15 protein-coding genes are annotated in these 18,875 nt (G+C 64.8%); 6 read left to right on the top strand and 9 right to left on the bottom strand.

Annotated elements, in window-relative coordinates; translation table 11 throughout:
• Positions 1 to 37: 37 nt before the first annotated feature.
• On the bottom strand, positions 38 to 1,552 hold the full coding sequence (locus VPH47_RS19305; protein WP_110710856.1) for an acetyl-CoA hydrolase/transferase family protein: 1,515 nt from the start codon (positions 1,550 to 1,552) through the stop codon (positions 38 to 40).
• A 364-nt stretch (positions 1,553 to 1,916) separates the two neighbouring features.
• Between VPH47_RS19305 and glnE the strand changes: the two genes are divergently transcribed.
• A complete protein-coding gene (gene glnE / locus VPH47_RS19300; protein WP_368851530.1) occupies positions 1,917 to 4,712 on the top strand; it encodes a bifunctional [glutamate--ammonia ligase]-adenylyl-L-tyrosine phosphorylase/[glutamate--ammonia-ligase] adenylyltransferase in 2,796 nt (931 codons plus the stop codon).
• Between the two features lie 406 nt (positions 4,713 to 5,118).
• Here the strand turns inward: glnE and VPH47_RS19295 are convergent, their stop codons facing one another.
• The 5 genes from VPH47_RS19295 to VPH47_RS19275 form a co-directional block, all read right to left on the bottom strand.
• Positions 5,119 to 5,679, bottom strand: a complete 561-nt coding sequence (locus VPH47_RS19295) for a queuosine precursor transporter (RefSeq protein ID WP_087921316.1) — start codon at positions 5,677 to 5,679, stop codon at positions 5,119 to 5,121.
• Between the two features lie 75 nt (positions 5,680 to 5,754).
• Positions 5,755 to 6,267, bottom strand: coding sequence for a hypothetical protein (locus VPH47_RS19290; protein WP_368851529.1), 513 nt, complete (start codon positions 6,265 to 6,267; stop codon positions 5,755 to 5,757).
• Positions 6,268 to 6,296: 29 nt separating this feature from the next.
• Positions 6,297 to 7,148 (bottom strand): DUF2145 domain-containing protein, encoded by an 852-nt coding sequence (locus VPH47_RS19285; RefSeq protein WP_368851528.1) that lies wholly within the window; start codon positions 7,146 to 7,148, stop codon positions 6,297 to 6,299.
• A gap of 48 nt (positions 7,149 to 7,196) precedes the next feature.
• On the bottom strand, positions 7,197 to 7,424 hold the full coding sequence (locus VPH47_RS19280) for a hypothetical protein (RefSeq protein ID WP_110710861.1): 228 nt from the start codon (positions 7,422 to 7,424) through the stop codon (positions 7,197 to 7,199).
• 128 nt (positions 7,425 to 7,552) lie between these two features.
• Entirely contained in the window at positions 7,553 to 8,512 is a 960-nt protein-coding gene (locus VPH47_RS19275) for a mitochondrial fission ELM1 family protein (RefSeq protein WP_368851527.1), read from the bottom strand.
• 126 nt (positions 8,513 to 8,638) lie between these two features.
• Here VPH47_RS19275 and VPH47_RS19270 point away from each other — a divergent pair, with 126 nt between their 5' ends.
• Together VPH47_RS19270 and VPH47_RS19265 are read left to right on the top strand one after the other, a co-directional pair.
• Entirely contained in the window at positions 8,639 to 9,229 is a 591-nt protein-coding gene (locus VPH47_RS19270; RefSeq protein WP_110710863.1) for a malonic semialdehyde reductase, read from the top strand.
• An 86-nt stretch (positions 9,230 to 9,315) separates the two neighbouring features.
• The gene (locus tag VPH47_RS19265; protein WP_005415047.1) at positions 9,316 to 10,023 is read left to right on the top strand and encodes a YceI family protein; all 708 of its coding nucleotides are present in this window, start codon (positions 9,316 to 9,318) and stop codon (positions 10,021 to 10,023) included.
• A gap of 221 nt (positions 10,024 to 10,244) precedes the next feature.
• Here VPH47_RS19265 and VPH47_RS19260 read toward each other — a convergent pair whose 3' ends face one another.
• Positions 10,245 to 10,646, bottom strand: coding sequence for a hypothetical protein (locus VPH47_RS19260; RefSeq protein WP_180859617.1), 402 nt, complete (start codon positions 10,644 to 10,646; stop codon positions 10,245 to 10,247).
• A gap of 208 nt (positions 10,647 to 10,854) precedes the next feature.
• Between VPH47_RS19260 and VPH47_RS19255 the strand changes: the two genes are divergently transcribed.
• Positions 10,855 to 11,688, top strand: a complete 834-nt coding sequence (locus VPH47_RS19255) for a hypothetical protein (protein ID WP_368851526.1) — start codon at positions 10,855 to 10,857, stop codon at positions 11,686 to 11,688.
• Positions 11,689 to 11,879: 191 nt separating this feature from the next.
• Here the strand turns inward: VPH47_RS19255 and VPH47_RS19250 are convergent, their stop codons facing one another.
• Positions 11,880 to 12,677, bottom strand: a complete 798-nt coding sequence (locus tag VPH47_RS19250) for a siderophore-interacting protein (RefSeq protein ID WP_368851525.1) — start codon at positions 12,675 to 12,677, stop codon at positions 11,880 to 11,882.
• A 59-nt stretch (positions 12,678 to 12,736) separates the two neighbouring features.
• The gene (locus VPH47_RS19245) at positions 12,737 to 13,297 is read right to left on the bottom strand and encodes a PadR family transcriptional regulator (RefSeq protein ID WP_368851524.1); all 561 of its coding nucleotides are present in this window, start codon (positions 13,295 to 13,297) and stop codon (positions 12,737 to 12,739) included.
• 585 nt (positions 13,298 to 13,882) lie between these two features.
• On the opposite strand from VPH47_RS19245, the gene aceE reads away from it, so the two are divergent.
• Together aceE and VPH47_RS19235 are read left to right on the top strand one after the other, a co-directional pair.
• Entirely contained in the window at positions 13,883 to 16,570 is a 2,688-nt protein-coding gene (gene aceE / locus VPH47_RS19240; RefSeq protein ID WP_368851522.1) for a pyruvate dehydrogenase (acetyl-transferring), homodimeric type, read from the top strand.
• Between the two features lie 152 nt (positions 16,571 to 16,722).
• Positions 16,723 to 18,663: an NACHT domain-containing NTPase gene (locus VPH47_RS19235; protein WP_368851521.1), complete on the top strand. Its 1,941-nt coding sequence runs from the start codon at positions 16,723 to 16,725 to the stop codon at positions 18,661 to 18,663.
• The last annotated feature ends 212 nt before the right edge of the window (positions 18,664 to 18,875 follow it).

Genomic DNA, 18,875 nt, shown 5'->3' with positions numbered 1-18,875 from the left:
CCTTTTCGGCAGAAAAGGGCTCTGACCCCCAACGCAGTCAGCCCTTCATCGTGCCGGTATCCAGCCAACGCTGGTGCCACGACAGCGCTTCCGGCAGCAGGTGCGGGGTGTGCTTGCCGTAGCTCTCGCGGCTGGCACGGTCAAAGTAGTCCTGCAGCTGCGCGCGGAAATCCGGATGCGCGCAGTTGTCGATCAGCACCTGCGCGCGCTTGCGCGGGGTCAGGCCACGCAGGTCGGCCAGGCCCTGTTCGGTGACGATCACCGACACGTCGTGTTCGGTGTGGTCGACATGGCTGGCCATCGGCACGATCGCCGAGATGGTGCCGTTCTTCGCGGTGGACGGGCTCAGGAAGGCCGACAGGAAGCCGTTGCGGGCGAAGTCACCGGAACCGCCGATGCCGTTCATGATCCGCGTGCCCATCACGTGCGTCGAATTGACGTTGCCGTAGATGTCCACCTCGATCATGCCGTTCATGCCGATGCAGCCGAGGCGGCGCACCAGTTCCGGATGGTTGGAGATCTCCTGCGTGCGCATGATGATGCGTTCGCGATAGAAATCGATGTGTTCCTTGAACGTCTCGTTGGCCTGCGGGCTCAGCGCGAAGCCGGTGCACGAGGCATAGCTCAGCACGCCGTCGCGCAGCAGGTCGAGCATGCCGTCCTGGATCACTTCGGTGAACGCGGCCAGATCGCGGAAACCGCTCTTGGCCAGGCCGGCCAGCACCGCGTTCGGAATATTGCCCACGCCCGACTGCAGTGGCAGCAGGTTCGGCGGCAATCGGCCCTTCTTCACTTCGTGCTTGAGGAACTCGATCAGGTGCGAAGCGATCTGCTCGCTGGTCGCATCGATCGGGCTGAACGGGCTGTTGCGGTCCGGGCCGTTGGTGCGCACCACGGCCACGATCTTGTCCGGGTCGCAGCGCAGCGCGGTATCGCCGATGCGGTCGTTGGCGTTGACCAGCGGAATCGGCTTGCGGTGCGGCGGCAGCGCGGTGCCGTAGTAGATGTCATGCATGCCGTCGACGCCGGCCGGCTGCCATTCGTTGACCTCGACGATCACCTTCTTCGCCAGGTCCAGCCAGGTCTTGTTGTTGCCGACCGAGGTGGAGGGCACCAGCGAACCGTCTTCGCGGATGGCCGAGACTTCGATCACGGCGGTATCGATCTCGCCGTAGAAGCCGAACCACACGTGCTGGGCCACGTGGCTGAGGTGGATGTCGATGTAATCCAGTTTGCCCTCGTTGATGCGGTTGCGCGCATCCGGGTCGCTCTGGAACGGCATGCGCATGGCGATGCCATCGGCCTTGGCCAGCGCGCCATCGAGTTCCGGCGCGGTGGAGGCGCCGGTCATCAGCTTGATCTGGAAGGGCTGGCCCTGGGCGTGCACCGATTCGATGCGACGGGCCAGTTCAACGGGGACGGCCTTGGGGTACCCGGAGCCGGTAAAGCCGCTCATGGCCACGGTTTCACCGGGCTGGATCAGCGCGGCTGCGGCCTCGGCGGAGACCACGCGGTCACGGAGACGCGCGTTGGCGATGCGATCAACAGACATGACGACAGTGTTTCTGGGGGGAATCCCGATTATCGGCCATCCTCCTCCGTACGGGGGGTTCTACCTTCGTGGAATGGCTTTTCCCCGCAGGGGTTACCCCTACCCACCGGTTTTGTTTTGCAGTGCAGCGTGCAAAGTGCTTTCGCAGCCCGCACGATGGCCCTGCATCCCGACGTGGGGGAGGGAGCAGAGCCCGCTGGCAGTTCGCTGCAAGCGGGCTTTTTTATTGCCTGTCGTCCAGTATGAATACGCAGCATCCATTATTGGTAGTGCCGGCCGCTGGCCGGCAACTGCAGGAAGCTGCTGCGGAATCATCGGATCTGCCGGCCAGCGGCCGGCACTACCGGGTCGATACAATCAGCCCATGACCCTCGCCCCCGCCGATCTGCCCACCTCCCTGCAGCCCCTTGTCGACCGCGCCCTGGCGCGCCTGGCCCAGGTCCTGCCCGAGCCCGTTCCTGCCGAGCTGCTGCCGCTGTTGACCCGGCTGGCGGTGGCCAGCGACTTCGCGCTGGACACGCTGGTGCGGCAACCGGCGCTGCTGGCGCAGCTGGCCGCCCCCGGCTGCCCGCCGATCCCGGCGCCGATGCTCGATCCGCTGCAGCCCAGCGACTGGCCGGCGCAGATCCGGCGCTGGCGCACGGCGATGTCGACGCGGCTGATCTGGCGCGACCTGACCGGTCTGGACGACGTGGCGCAGACCCTGGCCGGCGCCACCGCTTTGGCCGAAGACTGCCTGCGGCTGGCGCTGGACGCCCTGCAGCAGGAATTCGCCCAGCGCCACGGCGTGGTCCGCGACGGCGAAGGCGCGCCGCAGCAGCTGGTGGTGTTCGGCCTCGGTAAGCTCGGCGGTGGCGAACTCAACTTCAGTTCCGATGTGGACCTGGTCTACGCCTACCCGCATGGCGGCGAATCCGACGGCCCACGCGCACTGGCTGCCGAGGAGTATTTCGCGCGCCTCGGCCAGCGCCTGGCCAAGCTGCTGGACGAGACCACCGTCGATGGCTTCAGCCACCGCGTCGACCTGCGCCTGCGCCCGTTCGGCAGCGCTGGTCGCGTCGCGCTCTCGTTCGCGGCGATGGACCAGTACTTCCAGCGCGAAGGCCGCGACTGGGAACGCTATGCCTGGCTGAAGGCGCGCGCGGTCGCCGGTGATATCGAGGCCGGTGAGGCGTGGCTGCAGACCCTGCGTCCGTTCGTGTATCGCCGCTACCTGGACTTCACCGCGCTCGATGGCCTGCGCGAAATGAAGGCGGCGATCACCGCCGAAGTCGCACGCCGCGAATTGCACGAAGACATCAAGCGCGGCGCCGGTGGCATCCGCGAGATCGAGTTCCTGTGCCAGGCGCTGCAGCTGATCCGCGGTGGCCGTGAACCGGCGCTGCGCGAGCGCCGGCTGCTGGTGGCGCTGGAGGCACTGGTCGCGGCCGGGCAGATCGCGCCCGAGGACGGCAGTGCGCTGCGCGAGGCCTACCTGTTCCTGCGCCGGCTGGAAAACCGCCTGCAGATGCTGCGTGATGCACAGACGCATGTGCTGCCCAGCGATGCGCTGGACCGTGAACGCATCGCGGTCGGTCTGGGTTATCCAGACTGGGAGGTGTTGCGTGCGGCGTTGGCCGAACAGCAACAGCGGGTCAGTACCGAATTCGCCGCGCTGCTGGCGCCGCGCAAGGGTCAGGCCGCGCCCGACGCGCTGGCCAACTACTGGCGCAGCCTGCCGGAAGGCAGCAATGCACCGCTGCTGGCCGAAGCCGGTTTCCTCGATGCCAACGGCGCCGACCAGTCGCTGCGCGATTTCGCCCAGGGCACCGGCGTGAAGTCGTTGTCCGATGCGGCGCGTGCGCGGCTGGACCGCGTGCTGCCCGCGCTGCTGCATGCGGCCACGCGTTCGCCGCAGCCGGATGCCGCACTCAAGCGCGTGCTCGGCCTGTTGCAGGCGGTACTGCGCCGGACCAGCTATCTGGCGCTGCTGGACGAGCAGCCCAGCGCGTTGGCGCGGTTGGTGGACGTGCTGGCGCGCAGTGCGCTGCTGGCCGAGCGCCTGGCCGCGTACCCGCTGCTGCTGGACGAACTGCTGGACGTGCGCGTGTCCGGGCCGATGCCGGATGCCGCCGGCATGCTGGCCGAGTGCCAGCAGGTGCTGGCGGTGGAAGATCCGGAATCCGCGCTGCGCTGGCTCAATGAAACGCGGCTGGCACTGAGCTTCCGCATGGCGATGGCCACGCTGGATGGCCGTCAGGGTGCAGTGGACAGCACGCGGCAACTGGCCGAGCTGGCGCAGGCGGTGGTGGTCACCGTGCTGGCGATGGCCGAGGCGGACATGCGCGCCGCGCACGGTGAGATTCCCGGTGGCCGTTTCGCGATCATCGGCTACGGCAGCCTCGGTGGCCTTGAACTGGGCTTCGGTTCCGATCTGGACCTGGTGTTCCTGCACGACAATCCAGCCGGCGTGGATGCCAGCGATGGCGCGCGTCCGCTGGAACCGGGGCGCTGGTATGCGCGGCTGGCGCAGAAGGTGATGGCACTGCTTGGGGCAGTCACTGCCGCCGGGCGCCTGTACGACATCGACGTGCGCCTGCGCCCGGATGGCGGCAAGGGTTCGCTGGTGTCTTCGTTGGCCAGTTACACCGAATACCAGCGCGAACGTGCGTGGACCTGGGAGCACCAGGCGCTGGTGCGCGCGCGTGGCGTGGCCGGCGATGCCAGCCTGTTGGCCGACTTCGAGCACGTGCGTGCGCAGACGCTGGGCCGCGAACGCGATGCCGGTGTGCTGTATGCCGACGTGCTGAAGATGCGCGGCCGCATGCGCACCGAACTGGACCGCAGCGATGCCGCGCGGCTGGACCTGAAGCAGGGTGCGGGTGGCGTGGTGGACCTGGAGTTCCTGCTGCAGACCGGCGTGCTTGCGCGCAGTGCCCAGCATGCGGCGTTGCTGCAGCCGCGCGACACGCCGTCGTTGATCGATGCGTTGGCAATTGCGGGATTCCTGCCGGAAGACACCGCGCAGGCGCTGCACGGGGCACATGCCACGCTGCTGGACGTGGGCCTCGCCTGCACGCTGGACCGTCGCCCGCGGCTGGCCCCGACCACGCCCGCGATTGAAGAGGCGTGTGCCGCGATTACGGCGGCGTGCATCGCCGCGGAGCTGCCATTCGCCTGAGGATCAATGATCTGACCGTTGGCTTGCCGTTGGTAGGTGCCAACCTTGGTTGGCACAACCCATCAGCGTTCACGACCCCGGCAACAGCGTGCCAACCAAGGTTGGCGGCTACCGGATCAATGGCCCGGCGATGACCTGCCGGATCAATGATCTGGCCGTTGGCTTGCTGTTGGTAGGTGCCAACCTTGGTTGGCACAACCCATCAGCGTTCATGACCCCGGCAACAGCGTGCCAACCAAGGTTGGCGGCTACCGGATCAATGGCCCGGCGATGACCTGCCGGATCAATGATCTGGCCGTTGGCTTGCTGTTGGTAGGTGCCAACCTTGGTTGGCACAACCCATCAGCGTTCATGACCCCGGCAACAGCGTGCCAACCAAGGTTGGCACCTACCAGAGCGCCGGCGGTCAGCTGGTGGCGCGCAGCGGCGCCATCTTCCACAACAACGCACGGAACGGGGCCAGCAGGCACACGCCGATCGCCAGCTTCACCGCCAGATCGCCGGCGGCCCAGCTCACCCACGGCAGGGTGGAACCGGCAAAGGCGATCGACCAGAAAATGGTGGTATCCACCGTCGCACTGCAGGTCGTCGCGACCATTGGCGCACGCCACCAGCTGCCACGGCGCAGGCGGTCGAATACGGTGATGTCCAGCAGCTGGGCCACGATGAAGGCCGAGCAGGAGGCAATGGCAATGCGCGGGGTGGCCACCCAGATCGACAGCAGCACTGCCACCGCAAAACCAATCCACGCCACGCGGCGCGCCGGGCCCGGGCCGAAGCGGCGGTTGATCAGGTTGCTGACCAGGAACGCGACCGGATAACTGAAGGCACCCCAGGTCAGCCAGTCATTGATCGGGTACTGCACCAGCACGTTGGACAGCAGCACCACCGCGCCCATGGCCAGTACCGCCAGCACCAGGGCGCGGGCGGTCAACGGGGCAAACACAGGGGCAGGACGCACGGACATGGCGAGCCAGGAGGACAAAGGGGATCGCCCATTATCCGCCCGGCCCACGGCAAAACCAAAACCGGCCGTTCAGCTTTACAGCGCTTCGCTCATCACATCGCCGGCGGCATAGGCGGTCGGCACATAGGCCAGCGCCTGGCCCTGTGCGCTCTTCACGGTCCAACCAGCACCGGCTTCGGTTGGGTCGAAATGCACCTGCTGGCCGACCACGAAGGCCGCCGTCTGGCCCTCGTGCACGCGCGCCGGCCAGCGCAGGGTGGCGGTCTGGTCGGCCTTGTCCGGTACCTGCAGCAGCACCTGGCGCTCGCCCTCCGGCGTGGTCTCCACCTTCTTCACTTCCATCGGTGGCAGCGGCACCGCCTTGGTGCGGCGGGCCCTGTCACGGCGTTCGCTGGCCTTGAACGGCGCCTTGGAGAGTTCGGACAGGCCTGCCGACGCCGCAAGGGGAACCGATACCACGATCAACGAGGTGATCAGCACGCTGGCCTCGCTGCTGTTCAACTGCGGCGCAGCGCCGGCATGGACGGTGGGCACCAGCAGCGCCGAGAGCAGCAGGGCAGAGGCAGGCATACGCAGGTAACGGAGCATCGGGACCTCCAGGTCGCAAAAAAGGGAATTCAGGGCGTGGCTGCGGCGGCTCCGGCCACCGGCACGTGGGGGATCACCAGTTCCTGCTGCAGCTGGCTGCGCTGGTGCAGGAAATCGAACACCGATTCCACCGTCACGACCGAGTAGTTGCCGGAGATGCGTTCGCCGGCGGGGTGGTCGGTGGTGGTGGCGTTGGCTACGAACAGGCGTGCGCCCACGCGCTTGCCCAGGCCGATATGCAGCACGCTGGGCTGGTACTTCTGCTGGCGCAGCCACTGCTGGGCCTGTTCGCGCTTGACGATGGCCGGTGCGCCATCGGCCTGTGCCATCGCTGCTGCCAGCACTTCCAGCACCCACTGGTTGGAGTTCTGGTAGTCGGTGGCGAACGGGTAGGCGACCACGTTGTACCTGGTTTCGTGCAGCGCCTTGGGCTGGATCGAGGGCGACACCAGCATCGCGCGCAGTGCTGCACGCAGCGGTGCCGACGGTACGCCGATGCGCAGATCGGTATGGCCACCGCTCTCGCCGACGAAGTTGCCCAGTCCTTCGTGGTACAGCTGCGAGCTGTCGGTCTTGCAGCGGTTGAGCAGGTGCATCGCGCGCCAGCGGCCATCGTCCTCGCGCAGCAGGAAGGCCAGGTGGCTGTGGCGCAGGCCGTAGCGGCTCAGGTCCTGACCGCCACGTGCAGCCACCACCACGTCCACATCGGGCAGCGCATCCAGACGCTCGGCGGTGGTCCACGCCACGTCCAGCATTGCCGCCTGCGACGCCACGCTGGGGTAGCGCTCGCGGCACTCGGTGCTGTTGGCCCATGCCGGTGCGGTCGCCAGCAGGCTGGCGATCAGCAGCGCGGCGCGGGGCAGGCGGGAGAAACGATCCATGTCGATACCTTCAACGGCGGGCAGGCCCGCGCGCCGATCATACGCCGGTCAGCGCAGCGGGCGGTCCACGCCCTTGCGCTTGAGTTCCTTGTCGCAGGCGTCACTGATGGGAGCCACCGGCAGTGGCGGGCGCTGGCCCTTCGGATCGCGCAGCGCCGGTTGTTCGCGGTACGCGTCCAGCTGCTGCTGGCATTGATACGAGATTGGATCCAGCTCGGTGGGCGTGGTGGAACACGCGGCGAGCAGGGCCAGGGGCAGCAGGAGCAGGGTACGCATGAAGACGTTCAGAGTGATGGGGGAAGGTGGACTCTAACCGCGCAGCTGGATCGAAATGTTCAGAAAACGCTGCGCACCCGGCATTTCCGTGATGCCAGGCGCCCAGGATTGCCGGCCAGCGGCCGGCACTACCCCGCTGCCAGGCGCTGCTTCACTTCTGCCGCGATCCGCGCGGTTTCGCGCAGTGGCTCGATGCGGTCGTACTGCCAGTCCAGCCAGCGTTCCTGCAATCGCCCGCGCTCGCGCAGCTGCTGCTGGAAACGCGCCAGCCGCCCCTGCGCGGTCTCGGCCAGGGCCACCATCACCGGCATGCGCGTGGCGCAGGCCTCAGAGAGCAGGTTCACCGAATCGGGTGAGACCACCACGCGGTTGGCCCAGCCGAGCAGGCCCCCATACGGGTTCACGCCATCGCCGCCATCACCCCAGATCACGTGCGGCAGGTCGGCGAATTTCGCGCGCAGGATCTCGGCCAATGCCGGCGGCGTGCGCCGCGAGGTGGTCGCCAGCAGGCTGCCGCCTTCGCTGCGGATCTGCTCGGCCAGCGCCTGGAACACGCGAACCATCGCCGCTTCGTCCCACGGTGCCAGCGGCGTCGGCCCGCCCACCAGCAGCGCGGTGCGTGGGCCGGGCAGGGTACTGAAGCCGGCAAACGCGGCGCGGCCCCAGGCCAGCCAGTCATCGTCCACCGGGTTGAGGCTGCCGAGCAGGGTCAGCACGTTGCTGCCACGCAGGGCATCGTGCTCGGGCACCACGACCACATCCCAATGGCGGGCGCCGATGCGCGGGTCGAGGACCTGCACCACCTGGCTGCCGCGTGCGCGCAGGACGCGCAGGGCACCGGCGGCCTGGCGGCCACAGCCGATCGCCAGCGCCGGGGCCTCGGCGGCCAGTGACGCGAAAGCCTCGCCATAGCCGTTCACATCGCCCGGCAGGCGCCGCGGCGACAGCCAGCGCCAAGGCGCGCGCGGCTGCAGGACCAGCGGTCGGTGGGTGCCCTGGCGCAGCGCCGAGGCCAGCGCGACCGCCTGGCGGACATTGCCCGCACGGCCGTCAGTGACCGTCCACGGCGCGCTCGATCGTTTCACCATTGGCATTAATTCGTTTCAGCCCTGCTGGGTGTTGCAACAGTCGCGACACTCTACACTGCGGCTCGTCGATTCGCCCCGCGCCGCCCGCGGGCACTGACTTCCCTTAGCCGCCCTGGAGATCCACCGATGTCCCACGCGCTCGACGCTGCTGCCCTCGATCAGCTGTTCCGCACTGCCCGTACCCAGAACGCCTTCCTCGACAAGCCGGTCCCGGCCAGCCTGCTGCAGGAACTGTACGACCTGGTGAAGTGGGGCCCGACTGCGGCCAACACCACGCCGGCCCGCTTCGTCTTCGTCACTTCGAAGGAAGCCAAGGAAAAGCTGGCCCCGGCCCTGTCCGAAGGCAACCTGGCCAAGACCATGGCTGCCCCGGTCACCGCCATCATCGGCTTCGACCTGGACTTCCACGAGAAGCTGCCGTACCTGTTCCCGCACACCGATGCCAAGGCCTGGTTCGACGGCCCGCAGGAAGGCCGCCACGAAGCCGCCATCCGCAACGGCAGCCTGCAGGGTGCCTACCTGATCCTGGCCGCGCGCGCGCTGGGCCTGGATGCCGGCCCGATGTCCGGCTTCGATGCGGCCAAGGTCGACGAAGCCTTCTTCGCCGGCACCGCCATCAAGTCGAATTTCCTGGTCAACCTGGGTTACGGTGACCCGGCGGGCCTGTTCCCGCGTCTGCCGCGCCTGTCGTTCGACGAAGCGGCGCGCATCGCGTAAGTCGCTGTATCGGTTTCGGGCCTGCCGTCCCGCGGCGGGCCCTTGCTGCACCGTGTACCTACCCTACGATCCGGAGAGTTCCTGAGATGAGCGCCACCCGTAAACTGCTGCTGCCGCTGGCCCTGACCCTGGCCATCGCCGCCTGCTCCAAGCCGGCCGACACCGCGGCCCCGGCTGCCGATGCTGCCGCCCCGGCCACCACTGAGCAGGCCGCCACCCCGGCTGCCGATGCCGCCGCTGCCGCGCCGGCCGCCGAAGCGATCAAGATCGCCTCGGGCACCTACAAGCTGGACCCGAGCCACACCGACGTGCTGGCGCAGTGGAGCCACTTCGGCTTCTCCAACCCGAGCGCGCACTTCGGCAACGTCGAAGGCACCCTGGTGTACAACGCCGAAGACGTGACCAAGTCCACCGTGGAAGTGAAGCTGCCGCTGAGCGGCCTGAACAGCTTCACCGCCAAGTTCGACGAGCACCTGAAGAGCGCCGACTTCTTCGACGCCGCCAAGTTCGCCGATGCCACCTTCAAGAGCACCAAGGTGGAAGCGGCCGGCACCAACAAGCTGACCGTCACCGGCGACCTGACCATCAAGGGCATCACCAAGCCGGTCACCCTGGACGTGACCGTCAACGGCGGCGGCGAGCACCCGATGGCCAAGGTTCCGGCCGCCGGCTTCGATGCCACCACCACCCTGAAGCGCAGCGATTTCGGCGTCGGCGCCTACGCCCCGAACGTCAGCGATGAAGTGAAGATCCGCATCACCACCGAAGCCACCGGCGAAAAGCCGGCGGCTTGATGCACCCCGCTCACTCGTCGTGAGAAGGCAGAAGGCCCGCTGAAAAGCGGGCCTTCTTTTTGGGTTCTGGTAGAGCCGGCCGCTGGCCGGCTGCTTGCGAGGTGCCCGATGCTGATGGGGTTGCCGGCCAGCGGCCGGCACTACCCGGTAGGTGCCAACCTCGGTTGGTACACGAGCATTTCGCGGGCCAACCAAGGTTGGCCACTACCGGGTACGCGCGTTCAGCGCAGCGCGCCCAACCATGCCACGCACGCTTCGCTCGGGCTCTGCTTGGCCTTCACCGTCATCCCGCTCACGCGCACGAAGGTCTGCGCGGCCTGCGCCACCACCTGGCGTGCGATCAGCGCGGCCTGCTTGGTCGCGGCCTGCTGTTTGCGCAGCTGCACGATGTTGATCGAAGGCCGACCGACCGGCGCGTACTTCTGGTCACGGCGCAGCACGTCGGCCACCTGTGCCACTTCGAACTCGGCCTGCAGGTAGCGGTGTTGTGCCTCCACCAGCTCACGCAGCGATGTACGCAGTGCAGCCGGATCGGTGAACGCGGCCAGTGCCGCATCACAGGCGGCGTCATCGGCGAAGCGGGTACGCAGCGCGTCCACGCTGGCCAGGGTCAGTTTGGCCATGTGGGCCTCGTTGCTGCAGGAAAGGAGCGCGATTGTCGCATTGCTTGCCGGGTAGTGCGTTGAACCAGGTGGCGGAATCCCTGTAGAGCCGAGCCCATGCTCGGCTCATCGCGCGCAGCGCGAGGGTTCTCCGATGGCGGAACGAAAAGCAGCCGAGCGTGGGCTCGGCTCTACAATGGGCTGCTGATTCATTCACGGAAGAAGACCCATGCAGGACGCGCAGTACTGGTTGAACGAATTCTGGACGGGCCTCAGCGTGCTCGACCTGCTGGGCGGCAGCCTGCTCGGCACGCTGCTGGGCTTGGTGCTGGGCATCTTCGCCTGGCGCTGGCTGCACCGCCGCGGTTGGCTGCAGCGGCGCAAGCGCTGGCATCACTGGCTGCTGGCCAGCTACGTGGTGGTGCTGCCGCTGGCCACCGCCTTCTTCGGCCTGCAGCTGGGCTTCACCGCCGGCGCGCATCGCGCGCTGTTCAAGCAGCTCGATCATTTCCAGCCACACCTGCAGACGCTGGTGGAAGGGTGGAGCGAAGGCTTCACCGATTCGCTGGACGACCCGCGCATGCGCGAGGCCCTGCGCAGCCAGGGCACGGTGGGCGATGTGGCCGATACCATCGCCTCGGCCTATCTGAGCGAGCATCCGCTGCCTGGCCTCGACCGCCTCGGCAACGGCCCACTGGCACGCGGCACCGGCTGGGTGATCGGCAAGGTGCGCGAAGGCCTGCTGCGCGGCATGGTGGAAGACACGCTGGTGGACAAGGCTGGCACGATTGGCCTGGAGCCGAAGGTGGTGCGCGAAGCGCTGACCATGCACGTGGATGAGCTGCTGCACACCCGCGGCGTGCTGCGGCTGGTGAAAGCGCAGATCAACGGCATGATGCCCGGCGTGTACTTCGGGCTGCTGTTGCCGTTGCTGATCATCGCGCTGCTGGTGGCGCTGGAGATCTGGGCCGCGCAGCGGTTCGGGTGGACGCGGCGGGTGGCATCCAACGCGGTAGTGCCGGCCGCTGGCCGGCAGCTGCAGGTTCCCGCCGAAGGTTCATGAGGTTGCCGGCCAGCGGCCGGCACTACCCCCAGGCAAAAAGTGCATGACCGCCGATGGCCCCCTGTAGAGTCGAGCCACGCTCGACTCATCGCGCGCAGCGCGATGGCGGATCCAAAAGCAGCCGAGCGTGGGCTCGGCTCTACACAGTCAAGGGCGGGCGGACCAACGGTCCGCACCCACCGGCTGCCCGGTCAATCGCCGTCGGTTTCGTCCGGGTGGGCCTTCCAGTAGCCGGTCGAACGGATCCAGTCGCGCGGCACGCCCAGGTGGCCTTCGATGAACTTGCGCATCATCCGGGCGCGGCGCGATTCGGTGGCGATCCAGTAGAAGACATCGCCGTCCGGTGCTTCGAAGTCGGTCAGCATGTCTTCCAGCAGCGTGCTGCTGGCCGCCGGGAAGCCGTTGCGTTCCAGCCAGTGGATGCGCACGTTCTCGTACTGCGGCAGGTCCTGGCGTTCCTCCTCATCGCTCACTTCGATGAAGGCCTGCACCTCGGCACCCTCCGGCAGCACGTCCAGCCAGCGGGCGATGGCCGGCAGCGCGGTTTCATCGCCGATCAGCACATAGGCGTCGTAGCTGTCGGCCACCACGAACGAGCCGCGCGGGCCGCCGATCACCAGCGTGTCGCCGGCCTGGGCCTGCTCGGCCCACGGCCCGGCAATGCCCTGGTCGTGCAGCACGAAGTCGATGGCCAATTCGCCGGTTTCGTGGTCCCACCAGCGCGGGGTGTAGTCGCGGGCCGGTGAGGGCTCCTTGCCGGCCGGATAGCTGCGGCCTTCGGCGGTCAGCACCGGCAGCACCATCTCGCCGCTGGCGTTGGGGAAGAACAGCTTGATGTGGTCGTCGGCGCCGGGCGAATCGAATCCGGCCAGATCGTCGCCACCCAGCACCACGCGGCGCATGTGTGGGGTGACCTCTTCGGTGCGCAGCACGGTCAGTTCACGGAAGCGCACATCCAGGCGCAGGCGCGTGTTGTTGTGTTCGGTCATGGGGTTACCTGCAAAGGTGTCGCGCGGGGGCGCGCGGCGTAGGGGCGACCTGGCTGGATTCAGTCTGGCTGGGTCGTTGAAAAGGGATGGCTCTCGCTACCGGCCGTACCGTTGAGCAGCGCGGACGCCCGCGTCAGCAGCGCCGCTACTTCTTCCGCCTCGCCCTCGGCCCAGCGGCCGTGGTGGTGCACCAGCGCCCGCTTGAACTCGCGCAGGGCACCGGCCAGCGGCGGCGGCAGCGAGGCCTTGGTGATCTCGCGGGCGCGGTCGAAGGCACGCCGCTGCGCCAGGCGCACCTGGGTGCGCTGCACCTTCAGCTCGAACTCGCCGGCGGCGGTGATGCGGAAGATCCGCTTGCCGTCCACTTCCTCGGCCTCGATCCAGCCGGCCTGCTCGAAGCTGGCCAGCAGCGGGTACATGGTGCCGGCGCTGGGCGTGTAGGCCTGCATGAACTGGTTGCTGATCAGCTGCATCAGCTCGTAGCCATGGCGCGGCTGTTCGCCGATCAGGGCCAGCACCAGCAGGCGCAGGTCGCCGCGGCTGAGCACGCGTGGCTGGCCGTTGCGGCGCGGCACCGCCGAATCGGTGGAACGGGTTCTGGGAGAGGCGGTGCGGCTCATTTCGATATATCGGTAAACGAGTGTGCAAACGATATATCGATATATCGAAGCCGACAACCATCGATCCGGCCACAAGCAGGTCATTTTTGGGCCATGGCCGGGCGCGCGCACAGCAAGGCGCGCGCACAGCAAAAGGGGCGCCCCTTGTGAGGCGCCCCGGGCGAAGCTGTGGAAGGGAGCGAGGCAGGGCCAGACGGCGGACCGAAGCGGGCGAGGCCAACACTCGAGGCCTACCCTGAGGGCAGGGCGGGGGCCGATCCAGAGGCGGGTGCGACACGTTGTCGCCGGTTCAGCGCCAGCGCCGGGGCGCTCGTGAGCAGGCCTGCCACGCTGCCCCACAACCGTCATCGGCAGCAGTAACACTGCGTCCTGCACATGGGCGCAGCGGTCCGGAAGCGACACCCCGCGCAGCCGCCAAGCCCCGCCAGTGCGCCCTCGCACGGTCTGGCAAGCCCCTTGCGGACACTGGCTGGTTGCATCCATACGCCAGCGTAGCCAAGTGACGAAAGCCCTTGGTGCGCTACACTTTGCGGTCTAGAAATCTATACAACAGTCGCGCGCGTGCGTGCGGTTATGGGAGCGCTAATGAACTGGTTGAACGAGGTGCTGAACAACGACCCGAATCCTGTGGAAACTCAGGAGTGGATCGAGTCGTTGAAGGCCGTTATTGATGTCGAGGGCTCCGAGCGCGCGCATCAGCTGCTGGAAGGCATGGTGGAACTGACCCGTCGTTCGGGCGCCTACCTGCCGTTCTCTCCCACCACCGAGTACGTCAACACCATCGAGCCGCAGTTCGAGGCCAAGAGCCCGGGCAATGCCGAGCTGGAATGGCGCATCCGTTCGATCATCCGCTGGAACGCGATGGCCACCGTGGTGCGCGCCAACCGCAAGCCGGGTGACCTGGGCGGCCACATCGCCTCGTTCGCCTCCGGCGCCACCCTGTACGACGTGGGCTTCAACCACTTCTGGCGCGCCCCGAGCGAGAACCACCCGGGCGACCTGCTGTTCATCCAGGGCCACAGCGCCCCGGGCATCTACGCGCGCTCCTTCCTGGAAGGCCGCATCAGCGAAGAGCAGCTGGACAAGTTCCGCATGGAAGTGGACGGCGGTGGCCTGTCCTCGTACCCGCACCCGTGGCTGATGCCGGAATACTGGCAGACCCCGACCGTGTCGATGGGCCTGGGCCCGCTGGCCGCCATCTACCAGGCGCAGTTCATGCGCTACCTGGAAAACCGTGGCCTGATCGAGAAGTCCGACCGCAAGGTGTGGTGCTTCATCGGCGACGGCGAGAGCGACGAGCCGGAAACCCTGGGTGCCATCGCCCTGGCCGGCCGTGAGGGCCTGGACAACCTGATCTTCGTGGTGAACTGCAACCTGCAGCGCCTGGACGGCCCGGTGCGCGGCAACGGCAAGATCATCCAGGAACTGGAAGGCGTGTTCCGTGGCGGCGGCTGGAACGTGATCAAGCTGCTGTGGGGCGGTTACTGGGATGCCCTGCTGGCCAAGGACAGCGACGGCGTCCTGAAGAAGCTGATGATGGAAACCGTCGACGGCGAATACCAGAACTGCAAGGCCTTCGGCGGCGCGTATACCCGCGAGCATTTCTTCGGCAAGTACCCGGAAACCGCTGCGATGGTGGCCGGCCTGAGCGACGACGACATCTGGCGCCTGAACCGTGGTGGCCACGACCCGCACAAGGTGTACGCCGCCTACCACCAGGCCGTGAACACCAAGGGCATGCCGACCGTCATCCTGGCCAAGACCGTGAAGGGTTACGGCATGGGCAGCGCCGGTGAGGCACTGAACCCGACCCACCAGACCAAGAAGCTGGACGACGAAGCGGTGCGCCACTTCCGCGACCGCTTCAACATTCCGGTGACCGACGCGCAGCTGGCCGACGGCCAGGTGCCGTTCTACCACCCGGGCCCGGATTCGCCGGAAGTGCAGTACCTGCAGGAACGCCGTGCCGCGCTGGGCGGTTACCTGCCGCAGCGCCGCCGCAAGGCCGACAAGGCCTTCGTGGCGCCGAAGCTGGAAGCCTACGAGCGCCTGCTGAAGAGCAGCGGCGAGCGCAGCTACTCCACCACCATGGCGTTCGTGCAGAGCCTGAACATCACCCTGCGCGACAAGGAACTGGGCCCGCACATCGTGCCGATCGTGGCCGACGAAGCCCGTACCTTCGGTATGGAAGGCCTGTTCCGCCAGATTGGCATCTACGCGCCGTTCGGCCAGAAGTACAAGCCGGTGGACGCCGACCAGCTGATGTTCTACCGCGAAGACCAGAGCGGCCAGGTGCTGCAGCAGGGCATCAGCGAGCCGGGTGCGATCAGCTCGTGGATGGCGGCTGGTACCAGCTACTCGGTCAGCAACGTGCCGATGCTGCCGTTCTACATCTACTACTCGATGTTCGGCTTCCAGCGCGTGGGCGACATCGCCTGGCAGGCCGCCGACATGCGTACCCGCGGCTTCCTGCTGGGTGGCACCGCAGGCCGCACCACGCTGAACGGTGAAGGCCTGCAGCACGAAGATGGCTTCAGCCATCTGGTGGCCGGTGGCATTCCGAACGTGCGCAGCTACGACCCGACCTTCGGCTTCGAAGTGACGGTGGTGCTGCAGCACGGCACCAAGCGCATGATGGAAGACCAGGTGGACGAGTATTACTACGTCACCCTGATGAACGAGAACTACACCCACCCGGAAATGCCGGAAGGCGCGGCCGAAGGCATCGTCAAGGGCATGTACCTGCTGACCGACGCCGGCAAGCCGAAGAAGGGCGAGCTGCGCGTGCAGCTGCTGGGTTCGGGCACCATCCTGCGCGAAGCCATTGCTGCTGCCGAGCTGCTGGACAAGGACTTCGGCGTGACCGCCGATATCTGGAGCTGCCCGAGCTTCAACGAACTGCGTCGCGATGGTTTCGACGTGGAACGTGCCAACCGCCTGCATCCGGAAGGTGAGCAGCGCAAGGCCTACGTGACCGAGCTGCTGGAAGGCCGCCAGGGCCCGGCGATTGCCGCTACCGACTATGTGCGTGCGTATGCGGACCAGATCCGTGCGTTCGTGCCGATGTCTTACACCGTGCTGGGTACGGATGGGTTTGGTCGTTCGGATACGCGTGCGAACCTGCGCCGGTTCTTTGAGGTTGACCGCTACTACATCGCCCATGCCGCGATTGCGGCGCTGGCGAAGGAAGGGAAGATGACCGCGAAGGATGTGGCCCGGGCGATCAAGCAGTACAAGATTGATCCGGAGAAGGCTAATCCTGTTGGGGTTTGATTTCGTCAATTAATTGACGTGAAAAAAGGCGGCCAATGGCCGCCTTTTTTTTTAAGTATGACTATGGAACTATGATGGTGGCTTAATCATGCGGCGAATTCTCAAAGGAATTTTCGCTTTCTTCAGGGTCTGGGAAAACAATGTGAGGGATCATGGCTGTGGGAACTGTTAGTGTCGCGACAAAAGCAGCAACGGCTTGGCTTGTGCCATTTCTTAAATCTTGGATTGAACAAAGAAAGACGGCCGCAGCAGAGCAGAAAGCGTGGAGAGATGTGTCGAACGCGATTATTAAGCAGACTCAGCTCCTAGTCGATCGCTACAGTAAAGTTACCACCGTGGCTTTCCCTCGTGACTCAGTTCCTCTTGATTCAATTTACGTCCCGCTCACGATAGTTCGAGCGAGGGGTAAAGGTAGCATTACGGTCGATTCTTTCCCTAACGATCTTTTCAGAGACGGACGCAAAGCTCTTCTTGTGGATGTGGCCGGAATGGGTAAGTCAACCGTGTCTAAGGTTACATATCTTAGGTCGTTAGAGGAAAGGAAATTTCTCCCTATATTGATTGATTTGCGCCGCCTAACTGATCAGATCGGAATTGAAGAGTCTGTGATGGTCCAGTTTGGAGTTAGTTCGGCGAATTTTGAGTCCTTAAAGGAGTTTTTGAGGACTCAGGCGATTCTGTTTATTCTTGATGGGTTTGATGAGATTTCCGACAAGAACAAAGCTTCGGTCGCTCGGGGGGTTCGGTCCTTTGTGGATCGCGCAGAAAATGGAAGGTTCTTAATGACGAGTCGGCCAGAGTTGCCTTTTGGTGAATACTCTGATTTCCTGCTCTATAAGATTCAAGAGTTGACTCGGGCGCAGGCAACGCAACTGATCAAGAACTACGGTGAGGCGTATGACATCGAGGACCGCGCGCGCGCACTGCTCGATGAACTGCGCGCGCGGCATGATGATTCCGTAACAAGCTTCTTAAAAAACCCACTTCTGACGTCGCTACTCTTCAGGGCCTTTGAATTTAAGTCTGTTGTCCCGGTAAAGCGTGGAGTATTCTATCGCCAGGTATTTGACGCGCTTTATGAGGCGCACGACCTGAGCAAAGAGACTGGCTACGTTCGGGAAAAAAGAACGGGCCTTCATCATGATGATTTTCATCGAGCGGTTCGGGCGCTTGCAAAGCTCTTTCGTCAAAAAGGGGAAGTCGAGGTCAGTGTCGATGAATTTACCGACATGGCTCGAACCATATCTCAATCACTCTGTCCTGACTTGTCATTCAGGCCGGAAGATCTTCTCGCAGACTTGTTGAATGCGGTTCCAATTTTCCAACGAGATGGAATGAAGATAAAGTGGGCACACAAGTCGCTTCTTGATTATTTTCTTTGTGAGTTTTTACTTAGAGATTATTCTCAGTCAAGGCCGAATGCGCTTCGCAACAGTGCATTCGGTAAAAGTGGGCTCAGCAATCACAATCTTTTAGTCTTGGCTCATGAGGCAGATCCTATTCTGTTCTCTCAGTCCGTAACAATTCCCGCCATAGATGTTCTGTTGGAAAGATATGAGGAGATGTCAGAGGTTCTCCCCTCATGGCTGTCTGGTGAACTACGACAAGATCTTCTTGAGATAATGGTATGCTGCGAGTTTGTGAGTGATGGTGACAGTTCCTTTGCCTTCTGGATGTCGGATGATTTTGAGTCAACTATAAAGGAGAAATATGGAATTGTAGGATATGTTCCTCGCTTGATCGTACATAATGACGAGAAGAGCGGGTTCTGCGTGATGGTTAGTGATGCTGTTATAGCTCTCGCTGTTCCTGTTATGCTCGGCGCGGTGGCGTCGAAGTCTCTTCATGAGCTTAGGGTTAAGTCTGAGCTAGGTAAGAGCGAGTTGCGTGAAGTTCTCGTTGGGCTCAAAGGCGTTTTCTCCCGTAGATCGGCCGGGGAATGGGCTGGCATTGAAGAGGAGTTAGCCGCCGTAGTTGCCTCTATGAAGGGGCACGATTACAAAATATTCGACATAGAAAGGCTGCGGGCAGATAGGATGGAAATATTCAATCGTGTCCAGAATTCAATGAAGGCTAGGAGTGAGCTTTTCTAATGCTATTGCCAGTTCTCGTTCTTGCCGTACATGTGGGTGGTTTATGACGTTTGTTTACTCGCAGTGCGCAGGATCTGTACGACATCTTCCTGCGCTCGACTTCAGCCACGAGCTACAGTAGCGGGTTCTGCCCTTTGATCTAGAGCGTGAACTCCTGATGATGCCTGGCCACTGACTGGTGAATAACAACGGCGGATCAACCTGCTGCGCAT

It is taken from the genome of Stenotrophomonas sp. WED208, assembly GCF_040984485.1.
Classification (GTDB): Bacteria; Pseudomonadota; Gammaproteobacteria; order Xanthomonadales; family Xanthomonadaceae; genus Stenotrophomonas; species Stenotrophomonas riyadhensis.
Note: the sequence above shows the minus strand (reverse complement) of the source record. Positions and strands in the feature narration are given on the sequence as shown.